This is a genomic window from Armatimonadota bacterium, assembly GCA_017303935.1.
Lineage (GTDB): Bacteria > Armatimonadota > Fimbriimonadia > Fimbriimonadales > Fimbriimonadaceae > JAFLBD01.
This window is the reverse complement of record JAFLBD010000001.1, coordinates 637,366-652,200: the sequence shown is the minus strand read 5'-3', so window position 1 is coordinate 652,200 and position 14,835 is coordinate 637,366. Positions and strand designations below refer to the sequence as shown.

General features: G+C 52.6%; 16 protein-coding genes. 5 read left to right on the top strand and 11 right to left on the bottom strand.

The window, feature by feature from the left end:
• Positions 1–50: 50 nt before the first annotated feature.
• The 10 genes from secD to J0L72_03035 all read right to left on the bottom strand — a co-directional run bounded on the left by secD (position 51) and on the right by J0L72_03035 (position 9,633).
• Positions 51–2,573, bottom strand: coding sequence for a protein translocase subunit SecD (gene secD / locus J0L72_03080; protein ID MBN8689758.1), 2,523 nt, complete (start codon positions 2,571–2,573; stop codon positions 51–53).
• Between the two features lie 62 nt (positions 2,574–2,635).
• A complete protein-coding gene (locus tag J0L72_03075; protein ID MBN8689757.1) occupies positions 2,636–3,031 on the bottom strand; it encodes a hypothetical protein in 396 nt (131 codons plus the stop codon).
• Between the two features lie 115 nt (positions 3,032–3,146).
• Positions 3,147–4,121 carry an alpha-ketoacid dehydrogenase subunit beta gene (locus tag J0L72_03070; protein ID MBN8689756.1) on the bottom strand — a complete coding sequence of 325 codons (975 nt, stop codon included), beginning with the start codon at positions 4,119–4,121 and terminating at the stop codon, positions 3,147–3,149.
• A gap of 10 nt (positions 4,122–4,131) precedes the next feature.
• Complete coding sequence (pdhA, locus tag J0L72_03065; GenBank protein ID MBN8689755.1) at positions 4,132–5,148, bottom strand: pyruvate dehydrogenase (acetyl-transferring) E1 component subunit alpha; 1,017 nt, start codon at positions 5,146–5,148, stop codon at positions 4,132–4,134.
• 143 nt (positions 5,149–5,291) lie between these two features.
• Positions 5,292–6,278, bottom strand: a complete 987-nt coding sequence (locus tag J0L72_03060; GenBank protein ID MBN8689754.1) for an acetyl-CoA carboxylase carboxyltransferase subunit alpha — start codon at positions 6,276–6,278, stop codon at positions 5,292–5,294.
• Positions 6,278–7,090, bottom strand: coding sequence for an acetyl-CoA carboxylase, carboxyltransferase subunit beta (accD, locus tag J0L72_03055; protein ID MBN8689753.1), 813 nt, complete (start codon positions 7,088–7,090; stop codon positions 6,278–6,280). Before accD ends, J0L72_03060 begins: the two co-directional genes overlap by 1 nt.
• Positions 7,091–7,123: 33 nt before the next feature.
• On the bottom strand, positions 7,124–7,315 hold the full coding sequence (locus tag J0L72_03050; protein MBN8689752.1) for a hypothetical protein: 192 nt from the start codon (positions 7,313–7,315) through the stop codon (positions 7,124–7,126).
• Between the two features lie 155 nt (positions 7,316–7,470).
• On the bottom strand, positions 7,471–8,037 hold the full coding sequence (locus J0L72_03045) for an outer membrane beta-barrel protein (GenBank protein MBN8689751.1): 567 nt from the start codon (positions 8,035–8,037) through the stop codon (positions 7,471–7,473).
• A gap of 146 nt (positions 8,038–8,183) precedes the next feature.
• Positions 8,184–9,323 (bottom strand): M20/M25/M40 family metallo-hydrolase, encoded by a 1,140-nt coding sequence (locus J0L72_03040; GenBank protein MBN8689750.1) that lies wholly within the window; start codon positions 9,321–9,323, stop codon positions 8,184–8,186.
• Complete coding sequence (locus J0L72_03035) at positions 9,310–9,633, bottom strand: (2Fe-2S)-binding protein (GenBank protein ID MBN8689749.1); 324 nt, start codon at positions 9,631–9,633, stop codon at positions 9,310–9,312. The genes J0L72_03040 and J0L72_03035 overlap by 14 nt, the downstream gene beginning before the upstream one ends.
• Positions 9,634–9,670: 37 nt before the next feature.
• On the opposite strand from J0L72_03035, the gene J0L72_03030 reads away from it, so the two are divergent.
• The 5 genes from J0L72_03030 to dapF are packed head-to-tail and all read left to right on the top strand — an operon-like array spanning position 9,671 to position 12,543.
• Positions 9,671–10,192, top strand: a complete 522-nt coding sequence (locus J0L72_03030; protein MBN8689748.1) for an adenine phosphoribosyltransferase — start codon at positions 9,671–9,673, stop codon at positions 10,190–10,192.
• Position 10,193: 1 nt separating this feature from the next.
• Entirely contained in the window at positions 10,194–10,589 is a 396-nt protein-coding gene (locus tag J0L72_03025) for a cytochrome c maturation protein CcmE (protein MBN8689747.1), read from the top strand.
• Between the two features lie 3 nt (positions 10,590–10,592).
• Entirely contained in the window at positions 10,593–11,480 is an 888-nt protein-coding gene (gene miaA, locus J0L72_03020) for a tRNA (adenosine(37)-N6)-dimethylallyltransferase MiaA (GenBank protein ID MBN8689746.1), read from the top strand.
• Positions 11,481–11,494: 14 nt separating this feature from the next.
• Positions 11,495–11,761 carry an RNA chaperone Hfq gene (gene hfq / locus J0L72_03015; GenBank protein MBN8689745.1) on the top strand — a complete coding sequence of 89 codons (267 nt, stop codon included), beginning with the start codon at positions 11,495–11,497 and terminating at the stop codon, positions 11,759–11,761.
• Positions 11,758–12,543 carry a diaminopimelate epimerase gene (gene dapF / locus J0L72_03010; protein ID MBN8689744.1) on the top strand — a complete coding sequence of 262 codons (786 nt, stop codon included), beginning with the start codon at positions 11,758–11,760 and terminating at the stop codon, positions 12,541–12,543. The genes hfq and dapF overlap by 4 nt, the downstream gene beginning before the upstream one ends.
• Here dapF and fliD read toward each other — a convergent pair.
• Positions 12,536–14,800, bottom strand: a complete 2,265-nt coding sequence (gene fliD, locus J0L72_03005) for a flagellar filament capping protein FliD (protein MBN8689743.1) — start codon at positions 14,798–14,800, stop codon at positions 12,536–12,538. The two genes, dapF and fliD, sit on opposite strands and share 8 nt — an antisense overlap.
• Positions 14,801–14,835: the final 35 nt, after the last annotated feature.

The window sequence follows — 14,835 nt, the reverse complement described above, 5'->3', positions numbered from 1 at the left end:
AACTCCCCTCGATTTCCGTGGGGAGTTCTTTTTTTTTCTACTGACCTTTATTAGTCAATATCCTTTCGGGCTCGATCTCGGACGCGGTCGCGTCGCTTCACGGTGCCATAGTTGCCAGCGGCAGTCTCTGCCACAGCTGCGTTCTGAATCGCTCGGATGCGTGCTTGATCTTGAACAGCGGCGCCGATGAATCCAGCGGTCTCACCCTTTCGTCGCACGGTCGATTTATCCCAGAGCCACAGAATTGGCGTCGCATTGAAGATCGACGAGTACGTTCCAGACAGAATTCCAGCAAGCATCGTGACGCAGAAGAACTTGAGATCAGGCGTCGCAGTTCCAAAAGCAACCAAGATCGCGAGAGTCGCGATCACCGTCATCGAGGTGTTCAGCGACCGTGCGAACGACCGAGTGACCGATCGGTCACAAAGGTGCTCGAACGTTTCGCCTGGTTGTGGACGGTGGAGGTTTTCACGAATTCGGTCGAAGATCACGATCGTATCGTGAACCGAGAAACCGATGACAGTGAGCATCGCCGTGATAAACAGCGCGCTGACTTCCCAGCCCCAGATCGAACCAACCGCGCCAGCCACACCGACCACAAACAGAACGTCGTGGACCAAGGCACCGATAGCGGAAAGGCCAAACTTGAGACCGTTCTTTAATCCACCAAGCGCAACACCAAATCGTGCCGCCAGGTAGAAGACGATCAGCAGCGAGCTGATCACAACACCTTTCACGGCGTTATCAATCGTCTCTTGCGCAACGGTCGGACCAACGGTAGAGAAGTTCGAAGGAACGGCATTTAGGCCGGAAGCCTTGCCAACCTCTTCGCGGATTCCCTCAGAATTCAGATCGACGCCCTTGTGCGGCGGAATGGTCGCATATGCGAGCTTATTTGTTCCGTCCGAAGCGATCTTGACAACACTTCCTGGGAATCCATTGGTCTCAAATGACTTTGTGATCGAAGCGGAAGTTGCCGTGCTGTTCGCAGGCAGGATGAACACAGCTTCAGCGCCACCGCTGAATTCCACGTTTGGCTTGATGCCGCCCATGCCCACGCAAATGAGACCTGGGATGATCGTGACCAAGGAAATCAAGAACCACTTCTTGGTCCCCTTCATGATCGGCCAAGGATTCTCGTCAGCGGTCAGCTCGTACTTTTCGCCGAACCAGGATCGCTCCAAGCCGAACAGCTTCGGATTGTTTCCGATGCCGGAACCGACCAAGAAGACGAGCAGCGACCGAGTGATCACAACGGCGGTAAACATCGAAATCGCCACACCGATGATCAGCGTGCTGGCAAAACCTTTAACAGGTCCCGTGCCGAAAATGCTGAGTGTAATCGAGGTGAGAATCGTACAAGCGTTCGAGTCCAAAATCGCCGGGAAGGCGCGTTTGAATCCGAGTTCGACCGCCGTCATGAGCGATCGGCCGTCCCGCATTTCTTCCTTCACCCGTTCAAAAACGAGGATGTTGGCGTCAACCGCCATACCAACCGAAAGGATAAAGCCAGCAATCGCGGCGAGCGAGAAGGTTGCGTTGGTCAGCTTGAGCACCGTCAGGGTGAACAGCATGTACAGCAACAACGCCACCAAGGCCACAAATCCTGGGAAGATGTAGTACACCAGCAAGAACAGGCCGATCACGGCAAAGCTCACGGCACCGGCGGTGACCATCTGTGTGAGTGCCTTGCTACCGATCGTTGGGTCCACCGTCATCGAACTTGTTTCGACGAGCTGAACTGGAAGCGCACCAGCATTCAACAGCTCAACCAAGTTACGAACGTAGGCGGGTTCGAATTGACCCTCGATGACGGCATCGCCTTCAAGCACAGCGCCATCCTTCAATGGTGCGATGCTGATCACGCGACCGTCAAGAACGAATGCGAGGCTCTCACCACGGTTCATCACCGATCGAGACCATGCCCCCATCTTGCGTGCGCCAGACTCACTAAACTTGAAAGTCGGAATCGCCTGACCGCTATTCAAGTTTTGAATAGAGGCTTGAGCAAGCTCGTCGCCATCCAGAATCTTCGTCCAGCCGGCAATCATTTGCCGGTAGGCAGGATCCGAAGGGACGACTTCCTTACTCGGGTTGTTCTTGTCGATGAAGACTTCGTAGTAGTTGCCGTCTTCGCCCTTCTTGATTCCGCCAGCAGTGTACGTTCGATAGCTCGCACTTCTAGAAACCACAGTCGTCGCGTGATAGGCTTCGAGTTTCGCGGTAGAACCCAGCACTTGCCGTGCTTCTTCGAGATTCTTAAAGCCTGGAATCTCGACGATGAATTCAGTCTCACCTTTAGCTTGAACGCTCGGCTCGGCAACGCCCAACGCGCCAGAGGATCGGTTTTGTAGAATTCGAACCAAGTTACGGCGGATCAGCGGCAGCTTATCGCGCTGCTCTTGCGCCTTCTTTGGATCGGAATCGAACTGAATTCCGTAAGAAAGGCGAATGCCTCCCTGGACGTCTAGCCCGTACAGAAACTTCTCGCGCTGGAACAACCAGCCGGAGAGTCCTGCCAGAACGATGACGAGTAATAAGAAAAGATAACCTTTTTGCGACTGTGACTGCAAAGCCGACGACTCCTTTGATGCTCAGCCGAGGCTGAGGCAGTCCAACAGTCTACCCTTCAACGCTAAGCGCGCGTAGACAATTCAAGTAAGTCGATCATCAGCAACTTCCGATCCTCCTCACTGTTCGGCCACATTTCGAATTCGCCGCCCATCTCGGGATTACTTCGCACGTACCATCGCCCTGAAACCATGACTCCGTTCCAATGACCATCGTAATGATATGGAATTCCAACACCTTCCTGGCTGACCTCGGTGGTCCACGTGTAACGCCGAGTCAGCGTGACTTTTTGCGTTTTGACGTCATAATCCCCCGAGAGTTCGAAGTGACCATCATAGTCTGAGCCTGTCCCAACGATTGTGGTCTGGTCGATTCGAAGCTGGATAGTCTCGTTGATTCGAAAAAGGTGCTGAACCGAGAATCCCGCCCAAGGTCCTGATAACTGACAAAAATCCCTCATGGATAGCACCGCTGCACGATCATTTTATGCGAAATCGTGCCATTTCGGTAGTGGTAAATGAACAAATCCCTCCAGAATTTCTGAAGGGATTTGTTACTATTGGCTAATTCTAGTGTTAGATTAGCTTACGAATCGCGTCAATCACGTCGGAATCGTTCGGAATGCACTCCAGCTCGAGGTTTCGAGTGTACGGCATCGGGACATTGAGTCCTCCGACACGTCCAACCGGCGCATCGAGATCATCGAAGCAGTTTTCGTTGATCCTGCTTGCGATCTCAGAGCCGAATCCACCGCTCTTCCAATCTTCATAGACAACGGCTGCTCGATGTGTCTTTCGAACGCTATTGAAGATCGTTTCGGTATCCAGTGGAAGCAGAGATCGGACATCTACAACTTCGCAGGAAATGCCTTCTTCGGCCAGCTTTTCTGCCGCAGCGAGTGAAACATGCACCATTCGGCTATAGGCCACCAAAGTGATGTCGGTACCCTCGCGGGCGATTCGCGCCTTGCCGAACAGAACGGAGACACCTTCGCCAATGTTCACTTCTCCCTTGATGCTATACAGACCCGGGTTTTCGGTGAAGATCACTGGGTTGTTGTCGCGAATCGCAGTTCGGAGCATTCCGTAGGCGTCTTCTGCCGTTGCTGGTGCCACGACCTTCAAGCCTGGAACGTGCGCATACCATCCCTCGATCGAGTGGCTGTGTTGAGCACTGAGCTGATTAGCGGCGCCGCCAGGACCACGAACGACGAGAGGCACACTGGCCTGACCGCCGGTCATATAGTGAATCTTTGCAGCGTGGTTGATGATCTGGTCGAGAGCAAGGATGCTGAACGACATCGTCATCATTTCGACAATTGGACGAAGCCCAGTCATCGCCGCACCAATGGCAATACCGGTGAAACCAGGTTCAACGATCGGAGTATCGATGATTCGATCTCCGCCGTATTTTTCGAACAATCCTTGGGTCACGCGGAAGGTGCCTTGATATCGCCCGATGTCTTCGCCCATGACGAACACTTCAGGATCGGCATCCATTTCTTCGATGATGCATTGACGCAGAGCGTCACGATAAGTCATTTCTTGAATTGGCATTGTCTTAGTGGCCCTTCTCCGGTTCCATGTCGGTGTAAACGTGGTCGTAGACGTCTTGGACATCTGGGAACGGCGATTTGTCGGCCTCTTCGAGCTTGGCGTCTGCCCAATCCTCGATCTCCTCTCGGATGGCTTCCATCTTCTCTTCCGTCATGATGTTGTTCGACTTCATGAACTTCTCGAGTCTGGCGATCGGGTCGCGCTTTTCGTTCTCGATCTCTTCTTCCCGAGTTCGGTAGAGCTGGCGATCGTTGTCCGCCGCGCCGTGACCTGCAAATCGGTAGCTCATGATCTCAACGATGTATGGCTTTTGGTTGGTTCGGACCCAATCCACGATGCGCTGGGCATCTTCTTTGGCTTGGAGAACATCCATACCGTCTACTCGCTCGCTCTTGATGCCGAACGGCAAACCGCGCTTGTACAGTTCGGTATCTGCGGCGTGGTATTCCAACCGAGTACCCATCGCGAATTCGTTGTTCTCGATGATGAAGATCACAGGCAGGTTCCAAAGAGCCGCCATGTTCAAAGTTTCAAAGAACACGCCCGCGTTTGAGGCACCGTCGCCGAGGTAGCAAATCGTTACCCGATCTTCTTTGCGATACTTTGCCGCGAAGGCTAGTCCGGCGCCGAGAGGGGTGTGGCCCCCGACAATGCCCCATCCGCCAAAGAAGTTTCGTTCTAGATCATAGATGTGCATCGAACCGCCCTTGCCTTGGCTGTAGCCATCCTTGCGGCCCATGATCTCGGCGAACAGTTTCACTGGATCGCTACCCATGAGCAATGGCTGGGCGTGGTCTCGGTAGGCGGTGATCACATAGTCGTAGCCGACTTTGATGCTGTTGATCCAACCCACAGCAAGAGCTTCCATGCCGATGTAGACGTGGAGGTAGCCGCCGGCCTTGCCCGAACGATAAATCTGGTTGCACCGAGTTTCGAATGCTCGGATTTCGAGCATCTGTCGGTAGTATTTTTCGAGGTTTGCAGGGGATTCCTGCTTGTTGATATGCGCTGGTTTCGCCACGCGAAGTCTTCTCCTTGAATAGATCTTGGTTTACAAAATCCTACGTTGCGTCGCGGCGTCTGCGCCGTTGAAGACATGCGCGCAATTGAGTCGAGTATACCAATCCCCTGCTATTCAGACGAGAGTTTGAACCGAAAAATCGCTTAGTTTGTGCCAACGAGCCCATCAACAAATTGGCCCATCTTTCTAAACTTTTCGTATCGCTGCGCTTTGATCTGGTCTCCGCTCAGTCCTTCTAGGCTCAAAAACGCATCTTGCACTGCGGTTTTGACGTTAGACATCGCTTCATTCCAGTCTCGGTGAGCAGCACCGAACGGCTCGTTGATGATGCCGTCAATCAGTCCCCATTCCAATGCGTTCTGTGCTGTAAGGCGTAGCGCTGCGGCGGCTTTAGCACCCTCTGCGGGCTGTCGCCAAAGGATTGCGGCGCAACCTTCTGGCGGGATGACGGAATACACGGCATGCTCTTGCATCAATACTTTGCTGGCCGCAGCAAGCCCGATCGCGCCACCGGAACCGCCTTCACCGATGATCACGGCGATGCTTGGAACTTCCAGGTCGAACATGGCGAGGATGCTGGCGGCAATCGCTTCGCTGATGCCGCGCGATTCGCTTTCGACACCAGGGTCCGCTGCGGGAGTATCAACAAACGAGAGAACCGGCATTTTGCACCGATTGGCCATCTCCATCAGCCGGATCGCCTTTCGATACCCTTCAGGCTTGGCCATTGCGAAATTTCGATACTGCCGATCCTGAATGTTGCGGCCCTTTTGTTGGCCCAAAATCATCACGGGGCGACCGTTAAACATCGCCGGACCACCCACGACGGCATGGTCATCCCCAATTCGGCGATCGCCGCCGAGTTCCACGAAGTCGGTGCAAATTCCGCCAATGTAGTCGAGTGCATAGGGCCGAGGCTCAGCTCTGGCGACGAGAACTTTCTCCCATGCACCGAGCCTGCTGTACATCACTTTGATGATGTTGTCTCGGCGTTGCTCGTAGTAAGCGATTCGTTCTTCAGCCGCTGCGCGCTCTTCAGCGGCGCAGTTTTTTGCGATCTCCTTGGCTTTGGCCAAAGCTTCGTCGATTTCGAGAAGGGGCTTCTCCCATTCTTTCCAACTTTTTGCCATTAGTTCACCGCCTCCGAGAAGATCTTGACTAGCGTGCCCAAAGTGCTCTTGAGAATCCGTCGCTCGACGATCTTGTCGATCATGCCGCTTCTCAGCACGAATTCCGCCTTCTGAAAATCATCCGGCACCTTACTCACTTGGGCCTGGGCGCTGACACGTGCCCCGGCGAATCCAACTTGGGCGCGAGGCTCGGCAATGATGATGTCCGCTACGCTAGCGTAAGACGCCAACACACCTGCCATGGTGGGATCAGTAAAGACGGCGATAAACGGTACTCCGGCAGATCGACACCGCCCAACTGCGGCAGTGGTCTTTGCCATCTGCATCAAACTGAGCAAGCCTTCTTGCATGCGCGCTCCACCTGAGGCGCAAAAGATCACTGCAGGCACTTTTTGGTCAGCGGCTCGCTCTAGGGTGCGGGTGATCTTCTCACCTGCAACGCTCCCCATGGAACCGCCCATGAAGTGAAAATCTGCAACAGCCGCGCTGACCTTTCGGCCGTCGATGGTGGCCATTCCGCAGATGATGCTGTCATTGATCCCAGTCTTCTTCATCGCGCCTTCGAGCTTGTCGCGATAATCTGGAAATTGAAGTGGATCTAGGCTCTGGAGTTCAGAATCTTGTTCAACGAAGCTACCTTCGTCAAAGGTGATTTCAATTCGCTGTTGATGGGTCAGGCGATGATGGTGGCCGCATTGGGGACAGACCCATAAATTCTCTTCGAATTCGCGGCGGAATAGCGTCTTTTTGCAACCAGAACACTGCACAAAAGCGCCATCGAGTTCGGAGGATCTTCCGCGTCCGAAGAGCATAGGGTGTCAGGATACCCCGACATCTTGATTGGCTTATGCAGCGTCTTCTTCAGAAATCTCGACGTTTTTTGCGGGTTCGGCGCTGGAATAGTCCCAGTTGTCGCAGTCGAGTCGCTTGCAATACACCATGGTTTGCATTCGGCCATCGCTCATTTCGACTTGAGCTTTGTGCCCAAATCGACATTCTAAGCAGAGTTCCGGCTCCAGAAGTTTTACTACCTTCAACTGTTTTCCCGCCATTTCCACAATCCTTGTCCCTACACAGGGGGTTCCAGATTTCGGAAGGCGAGCACCCTAGCATTTATGCCAACAGCAGGAATAATTGACAAAAAGCCCGGCATTACTGCCGGGCTTTTTGAACTTGATAGGTCGTTCTTAGATTAGAACTTGTAGCCGAGGAACAGGCCAAAACCGCTGAGTTCCTTGTCTCCGTTGCCCATGTATCGCAAGTCAATGCTGAGTGGAGTTTGACCAGGAAGGTTGTAGCCAACGCCAACTTGGTAAGCGAACTTGGTTCGATTTTCGGTGACAACCGAGGATGTTCCTCTTGCTTCTGGAGCAGTGAGTACCAAGCCCGAGAATCGCGTAAACGCGACACCGGCGCCGGCCATGTAGTAGAAGCCGTTATCCATTGAAGCGACTACGTTGAACAGGATCGGCATGGTGCGCATGTCGCCCGACAATGAACCGAAGTCAGCAGACTTGTTCAAATAGTCCAGCGAGATCATGTACGAGTACTTCATTGGCGAATTGCCAAACTGTACATCTCGGAGTTTGTAATCCAAGCCAAATCCGAACCACGAATCAGCGGTGACGTCTCGTGTATCGCCATCGTTAGGTCGGAAAAGTCCAAGTCGAACGGTGCCACCGACAGGGTTACCTGCGGCGAACGCGGTCGAAGTCAAAGCGGCCAAACCGCACAAAGTTAATAGCAGGGTCTTCTTCATGATTCTCCTCAACAATTCAGGATAAATCCGTGCTGGAGTTTGCGATCCTGGCTACTTTCCTAAAGTTTCCAACCGCTCACGCAAATGCCTAACGGATTATCCGAACTGTCTTTATACTATTTCATTTCCGCCTGGAATTTCCAATCCTAGGCCTTTTGTGCCTCAATCACGATCTGATAACAGAGCTTTGTCAGCTCCACCAAGTCTTTGATAGGCACGAATTCTTGATGGGTGTGAATCTTGTCCATACCGGTTGCGACAACGATGGTGGGCACACCTTTAGCGTTATAGGCATTGGCATCACTTCCTCCCAAAGTCGTCCGCATCACAGGGTCTAGGCCAAGAGCCTCGCTCGCACGCTTTGCGATTTGAATCACCTTAGATTCTTCTGGCACCGTGTAGGCTTTGTAGTGCCGATCGTGGTGGATATTGACCACTGTCCCGAACTGCGCGGCCGCTTGCTCAAAACACTCGATCATGTGGGCGGTTTGGACATCAAGCTCTTCGACATTGGTGCTCCGAGCCTCTGCCCAGATACGAACTGATGGACATACCACGTTGGTTGCGGTGCCGCCTTCGATGATCCCCAAGTTCGAAGTTGTTTCCGGGCTAATCCTGCCCACTTTCATCTTTGAAATCGCGTGCGCTGCGACCACAATGGCGTTGATTCCCTTCTCTGGATCTTTGCCGCTATGCGCAGGTTTGCCGATCACCTCAATATCAAGCTTGTCGTGAGTAGCAGTGCGGTTGACGAAGCTACCGACTGGAGGACCTGTGTCCAATACGTATCCGAAATCGAGCCCGAGATCTTCAATCTTTAGCGCGAATGCGCCCTTTAGCCCGATCTCTTCTGCAACGGAAAACAGGAGATAGACATCACCGTGAGCGGGCTTGTGCTGTTGCAAAAGACGTATGCACTCGATCGCCGGGGCCATGCCAGCCTTATCGTCTGCGCCCAAAATCGTCGTGCCGTCCGAATAGATGACGCCATCTTTTTCGACCAATTTGAGTCCTGCAGTCGGCTCAACGGTGTCGAGGTGAGCCGAAAAGAAAATTTTCGGTGCGCTGGAATCGTTGCCGCGAAGTACTGCAATCAAGTTGTTGCAATTCCCGCCGATTTGGGATCCAGCGTCGTCTTCCCAAACTTCCAAACCCATCGTCTCCAACTCCGCCCGAACAAAGTCGAAACACTCCTTTTCCTGGAGTGCGGGCGCGTTGATCAGCACGAGGTCCTTAAAAAGCTTGACCAGCCGCTGTTCGTTTACCATCAGCTCAGTCTTCGACATCCTCGCCTGGAGTCCAGCCCTTTGCTGAGCATAAGGTCAGCGGTTCGACCTTCATATCCCGATCCACTCGAATCTGGCAGCTCAGCCTAAATTGACCGAGGACGCCGTCTTCTTCGAGCGAATCGTGTTCCACCTGCCCCATCTCTGGCTCGTCTGAGTGGAATTTCACGTTGCAAGTTGTGCATCGCGCATTTCCCCCGCATCGGTGGCTGATGTCAACGCCATTTTCTTCGATGGCTTTCACCAATTTCTTTCCGGCTTCGACTTCAAATGTGCCGAATCCAACAACCTCAATTGAGTGCTTTGGCATAAGCCGCTAGCATACCGTAGGGTATCATGCCCCCGAAATGAGCGAGTATCTTGCGCATTCTTTGATTCGGGATGTGCCCGATTTTCCGAAGCCAGGGATCATGTTTAAAGACATCACCCCTGTTCTTCAACACCCGGCAGCCTTTGCCGAAGCCATTGACGGCCTGGTGGCGTTGGCTCGTCAACATCAACCAGATGTCATCGTTGGGATCGAAAGCCGCGGATTCATTTTTGGGGTGCCAATCGCAATGAGTTTGGGACTTCCCTTTGTACTGACTCGCAAACTGGGCAAACTTCCCTACGAGCGAGTCACCGAGGAATATGCGCTCGAGTACGGCACGAACACTATCGAAATGCACACCGACTCGATCAACCCGGGGCAACGAGCCTACATCGTTGACGACTTGTTGGCGACCGGCGGCACTGCTGCTGCGAGCGCACGGCTCGTCGAGCGCTTGAATGGCAACGTCTGTGGCATCGGGTTCATGGTTGAACTTGAATTTCTGGAAGGACGCAAGAACCTTTTGGGCTACACCGTCGACTCACTCATTACTTACTGATATGAAAACAAAATTCATTTCGATTCTCGCGCTGGGCGCAGTTTTGGTCGCTTATGCGGCGGCTCCGTTAACCGTCGGTCAAGTCATCAAGGAGCCTAAGAAATACGATGGCAAAGATGTTGTGGTCAAAGGAACGGTCTCTGAGTTCAAGGCCAAGACCAGCAAGGCCGGCAACAAGTACACCGTCTTTAAGCTGAAGGGCGAGAACAAGGAACTCAGCGTCTATATGCGCGACCACATGGCAAAGCCAGTCAAGAATGATGACCTCGTGGTGGTCACCGGTCAGTTTGCCGCCGAAAAGAAGGTTGGCACCCAGACCTTTAAGAACGAAATCGACATCTCCAAGAAAGAAGGCAAGAAGTACGGCGTCAAGCTGTTGCCAAAGCCAAAGTCGTAAGCCATGTCCGGCCCCAAACTCGTTGCGATTATGGGGCCGACTGCGTCTGGCAAGAGCGCCATCGCAGAATCTCTTGCTGCCCAACTCGATGCTCAGCTGATCTCTGCGGATGCTTTTCAAGTCTATCGCGGACTGGATATCGGCACCAACAAGCCAGATTCACGAAGCAGATACGCCCTCATCGACATCAAGTATCCGGCTGATTCGTACGGCGCGGGTGAATTCGTGCTCGACGCTGTTCGAGTTCTAGAAAATTGTTGGGAAACGCGGCAGAACGTGGTGCTTGTTGGCGGCACCGGTTTTTACATTCGTGCGCTCCTAGAAGGCTTCGACGCGCTCTATCCACCACCGCCAGACGGATTGCGGGAAGAACTCGCAACCCTGTCATTAGAAGAAGCGCTTTCTCGCCTTGATCAGGTCGCACCGGGAACCAACGTCGACCGGTTGAATCCGATCCGAGTCAAACGAGCGCTTGAGCGTGCTGAGTCCAAATCCAAGCCGCTCAAATTCGAAATTCCACCGTTTCAAGTTACTAAATTTGGGCTTGATGTGCCCACTTCAGCGCTGGATCACAATATCAAAACTCGCCTCATTGAAATGCTCAATAACGGGTGGATTGAGGAGGTCCGTGCGCTCTCTACGCAAGGTTTCGATCCGAGTTGCCCTGCCTTTCGAGCGATTGGGTATTCTGAAATTTACGAGTTTCTGGAGAGTGGGTCAGACTGTTTTGAAGCGCTTTCAGACTCCATCTTTACGAGCACACGCCGGTACGCAAAACGTCAACGTGCGTGGCTGCGAAAAGAGCCAAAACTTCTATGGTTAGATATTTCTGAAATCGGATTGCCTATTTCGAAATCAATAGAAACTATCCTAAATCAAATAAGCAAGTAAACAACAGGATACAAATGGGAAAGTCAATTAATCTCCAAGACATGTTTTTGAACCAGGTTCGAAAAGAGAACATTGGTGTTACAATTTATCTGATGGGTGGCGTTCAACTGCGCGGTCAAGTTCGCGGTTTTGATGCATTCACCGTTATGCTGGATACTCCCGGCAAACCTACGCAACTCGTGTACAAGCACGCGATCACGAGCATTGTTCCCTCTCGGCCAATTGGTGGCGGACAGCACCACCGAGACGATCACGAAGAGCCAGCACACGACGAAAATTGATTCCATTCGAGAAATGTGAAGGCATCGGCAACGACTTCGTCCTCGTTCGAGGAAATGAAGTTGAACACCTTGATCTTTCGGCATTTTCAAAGTCCGTCTGCAACCGCCACACTGGGGTTGGTGCAGACGGACTTTTGGTTGTAGACGATCCCCGATCTCCTTCTCTTCAGATGTTCAACCCGGATGGGTCCGAGAGCGGGATGTGCGGCAACGGATTGAGATGTGCTGCGATTTGGTACCACGAGCGCGGGGCCGGAGATGAATTCAACATCTTGATGAGTGGGAATCAATATCCCACCCGGGTGCACCACCATCAAGCGAACATCTTGTTCCCGATGCCTGTCGCTGAAACCCAAGACTGCTCGTTAACAGATCAATCGTTTAGCTTAGGATCAAATGAGTTTTACGGTTCCACGGCATGGGTTGGGAACCCGCATCTGGTCATTTTTGTGGATGAACTCCACGACCAACATTTGGCTTTTGGTCCTGAACTAGAGGTCCATTCGATGTTCCCGCATCGCACCAACGTCCATTTCGCGCGCATCGATTCCCCGACTGAAGCCACCATGCTCACTTGGGAACGTGGTGCCGGTGCGACGCTAGCCTGCGGATCAGGAGCTTGCGCAGTAGCGTTTGTGGGATGGCAACTCGGCCGGCTCGACCCAACCGTATCGATCCGATTACCAGGCGGAACACTTCATATCAGAAAGATTTCGGACCAGCAATTGGAAATGGCTGGTCCGGCTAGATTTGTATTTACGGGCGAGTTCAGCGCTACTTGAGCATCTGCTGCAGACGCGCTAACTGCTGCTGAGACGCCGCCATCGCAGATTCCATCGCAGCGAACTTCGTCTTCAGTTCGACGGTCCGCTCAGAGATTCGAGTTTGCATCGACTTGATCTGGTCTGTCATTTCGTTGATCTGCGAATCCAGCCCAGTGTTGCTCGTCGTGAAAAGTCCGTTGGTTGTATTCGTAAGCGAGTCAACGATGTCGAGAAGCATCGATCCCACGCCTTTTGTGACCTTCAATTTGCCGATCGCACCGGTTGCAGTGCCCGTGTATTGAATTTGCAACCCTTCGGTTGTCGCATTGTCTGCTTTCCCGAGCAAGAACTGCCCGGAGCCGGTTGCGGCTTCACCATTGATCGTGCCTTGAACGTCTGTTCCGGTGATCTTAGTTGCTTGTCCAAAGGTTCCAATTCCAGAGTTGTTGCTCGCTGCGGAGAGGTTGCTCGTGACCAGAAAATCTGCTGCAGCACCGTATCGCTTGCTACGAACAACGATCTTTCCATCCACCAACTCGGCCTCAACGTTGCCGTTGAGACGGGAGTCCGCATTGATTCTCGATACCGTATCGCTCGCCGAACTGCCAGCAGATAGGTTGATGCTTATCGGTGTCGAGCCAAAAACTGTGCCTGTGAAAGTCAATGTCTCTTCGGCAGCCGAAAGTCCGGATTGCGCGACCGAAGAAGTGAACTGAGTCTTCTTGGCGACCTGAGTGATATTGACATCGTAGCCATCGCCAGATGAGCTCTTGGTCTTGCTTCCACTGGACACAAATTTGAGTTCGTTGTTTGCAGAAGTTCCAAATGTGCGGAGAATATTTGCGGTGCCCGTAGTGTCTGACTCGAGCTTCGATTTCAAGACTGATTCATCCAGCTTCAAAGCTGCGTTGGAGTCAAAAGTGATCCCAAGCTGGGTCAGGTTGTTCATTGAGCTTGACAACCCAGATACCGGCGTGAAAAGCATGTTCGACAACTGATTTAGCACCGTATTCGCCACGTTGTCGCTGAAGAAAATTCCGGATTCAAACGTGTCTGAGTCGAACTTAGCGTTGTCCCGGATGAACGAATTCAACCGATTGTACGCAGTCACAAAGCTCTTGACCAATCCAACGGAGGCGTCCGTGTCCTTACTCACAGAAATCGCCACCGACTTGGTTGGATCCGCCTTCACAAAATTGATGGTGGCGCCGCCAATGATCGACGTGTTTGTATTCTCTGCTGAGGTGAAATTAATGCCGTCTACCGAGAATTCGGCATCTGCGGCGCTGACCAAAACTGTGTCGTTGATCGCCGAGTAATTTGTCGATCGGGTGGTTGCCGTAAATCCAAACTCGTCGCCGAGAGTGATTGTCGGATCAGGAATACCTGCGATGCGCAGTCGGTACCCATCGGTTGCGTTTCCTTCGACGTCCGCCAGAACACCGGGAATGTTCTGTGCGTTGATGTCGTTCACGATATCGTTAAGGGACTTCGTAGAAGCGTCAAAAGCAAACTCAGTACCGTTCACACCGAGCTTGATCTCGCTCAATCCGCCATCAAGCATCGCCAGTGGGTCGGTGGGATTTGCAAATGTTCTAGAGTGAACGCCGTTCTCGACTTCGGTCTCCGCGGCAACGTCGATCAATCCAAGCTTTGCTAGCACGCCGTTATGGCGTGCGCGAGCTGTAGTTCCAACAACATCTTGCAATTCGATCGCGTTCTCAAGGCCGGTCTTTTTGCTCGTCAAGCTTAGATAAGCCTTGCCAGTTCCGCCGTTGATGATCGAAGCGGTGACATCAACGTTAGCGTCATTGATTTTTTGCGCAATCGAAGTGAGAGTGTCAGATGCTGAAACTGAAATCGAAGCATCGTTGACCTTAAATGACCCGGCCAAGCCCAGTGTTGAAGTAGGATTCGTTTGAGCCTTCGAAGCCAATTTATGGGCTGTGGCGAGCTTCTTGACGATGAGATCGTGGACGCCTTCGTCGCCACCAGATGTCGCTGTGACTGTCGCCAAAGAGGTGTCCGAGCTGGTCGTCTTCATTCCTGAAAACGAGAGCGGACTGTTGAATGCGGCAATGGTGGAATTGAAGCTGACGATCTGATTTCGAAGCTGATCGTAGGCCGATTTGCGGTTCTGGAGGATCGCTTGCTGCTGCTTGATCCGCTGAATCGGTTGTGATTCGAGTTCGATCAACCGCGAAACGATGGAATCAGTATCGATCCCACTCGCCAATCCGCTAAACGTAATTCCTGTACTACTACCTACAGCCATGTTCAAATCCCCACTTTAAGGATTTATTCCAGGTA

Coding starts and splice junctions, on each gene's coding strand:
- accD (MBN8689753.1), bottom strand. CDS start 7,090: ATGCTCTTCGGACGCGGAAGATCCTCCGAACTCGATGGCGCTTTTGTG.
- J0L72_03040 (MBN8689750.1), bottom strand. CDS start 9,323: ATGTCGAAGACTGAGCTGATGGTAAACGAACAGCGGCTGGTCAAGCTT.
- J0L72_03035 (MBN8689749.1), bottom strand. CDS start 9,633: ATGCCAAAGCACTCAATTGAGGTTGTTGGATTCGGCACATTTGAAGTC.
- J0L72_03060 (MBN8689754.1), bottom strand. CDS start 6,278: ATGGCAAAAAGTTGGAAAGAATGGGAGAAGCCCCTTCTCGAAATCGAC.
- J0L72_03030 (MBN8689748.1), top strand. CDS start 9,671: ATGAGCGAGTATCTTGCGCATTCTTTGATTCGGGATGTGCCCGATTTT.
- J0L72_03025 (MBN8689747.1), top strand. CDS start 10,194: ATGAAAACAAAATTCATTTCGATTCTCGCGCTGGGCGCAGTTTTGGTC.
- hfq (MBN8689745.1), top strand. CDS start 11,495: ATGGGAAAGTCAATTAATCTCCAAGACATGTTTTTGAACCAGGTTCGA.
- miaA (MBN8689746.1), top strand. CDS start 10,593: ATGTCCGGCCCCAAACTCGTTGCGATTATGGGGCCGACTGCGTCTGGC.
- fliD (MBN8689743.1), bottom strand. CDS start 14,800: ATGGCTGTAGGTAGTAGTACAGGAATTACGTTTAGCGGATTGGCGAGT.
- J0L72_03045 (MBN8689751.1), bottom strand. CDS start 8,037: ATGAAGAAGACCCTGCTATTAACTTTGTGCGGTTTGGCCGCTTTGACT.
- J0L72_03075 (MBN8689757.1), bottom strand. CDS start 3,031: ATGAGGGATTTTTGTCAGTTATCAGGACCTTGGGCGGGATTCTCGGTT.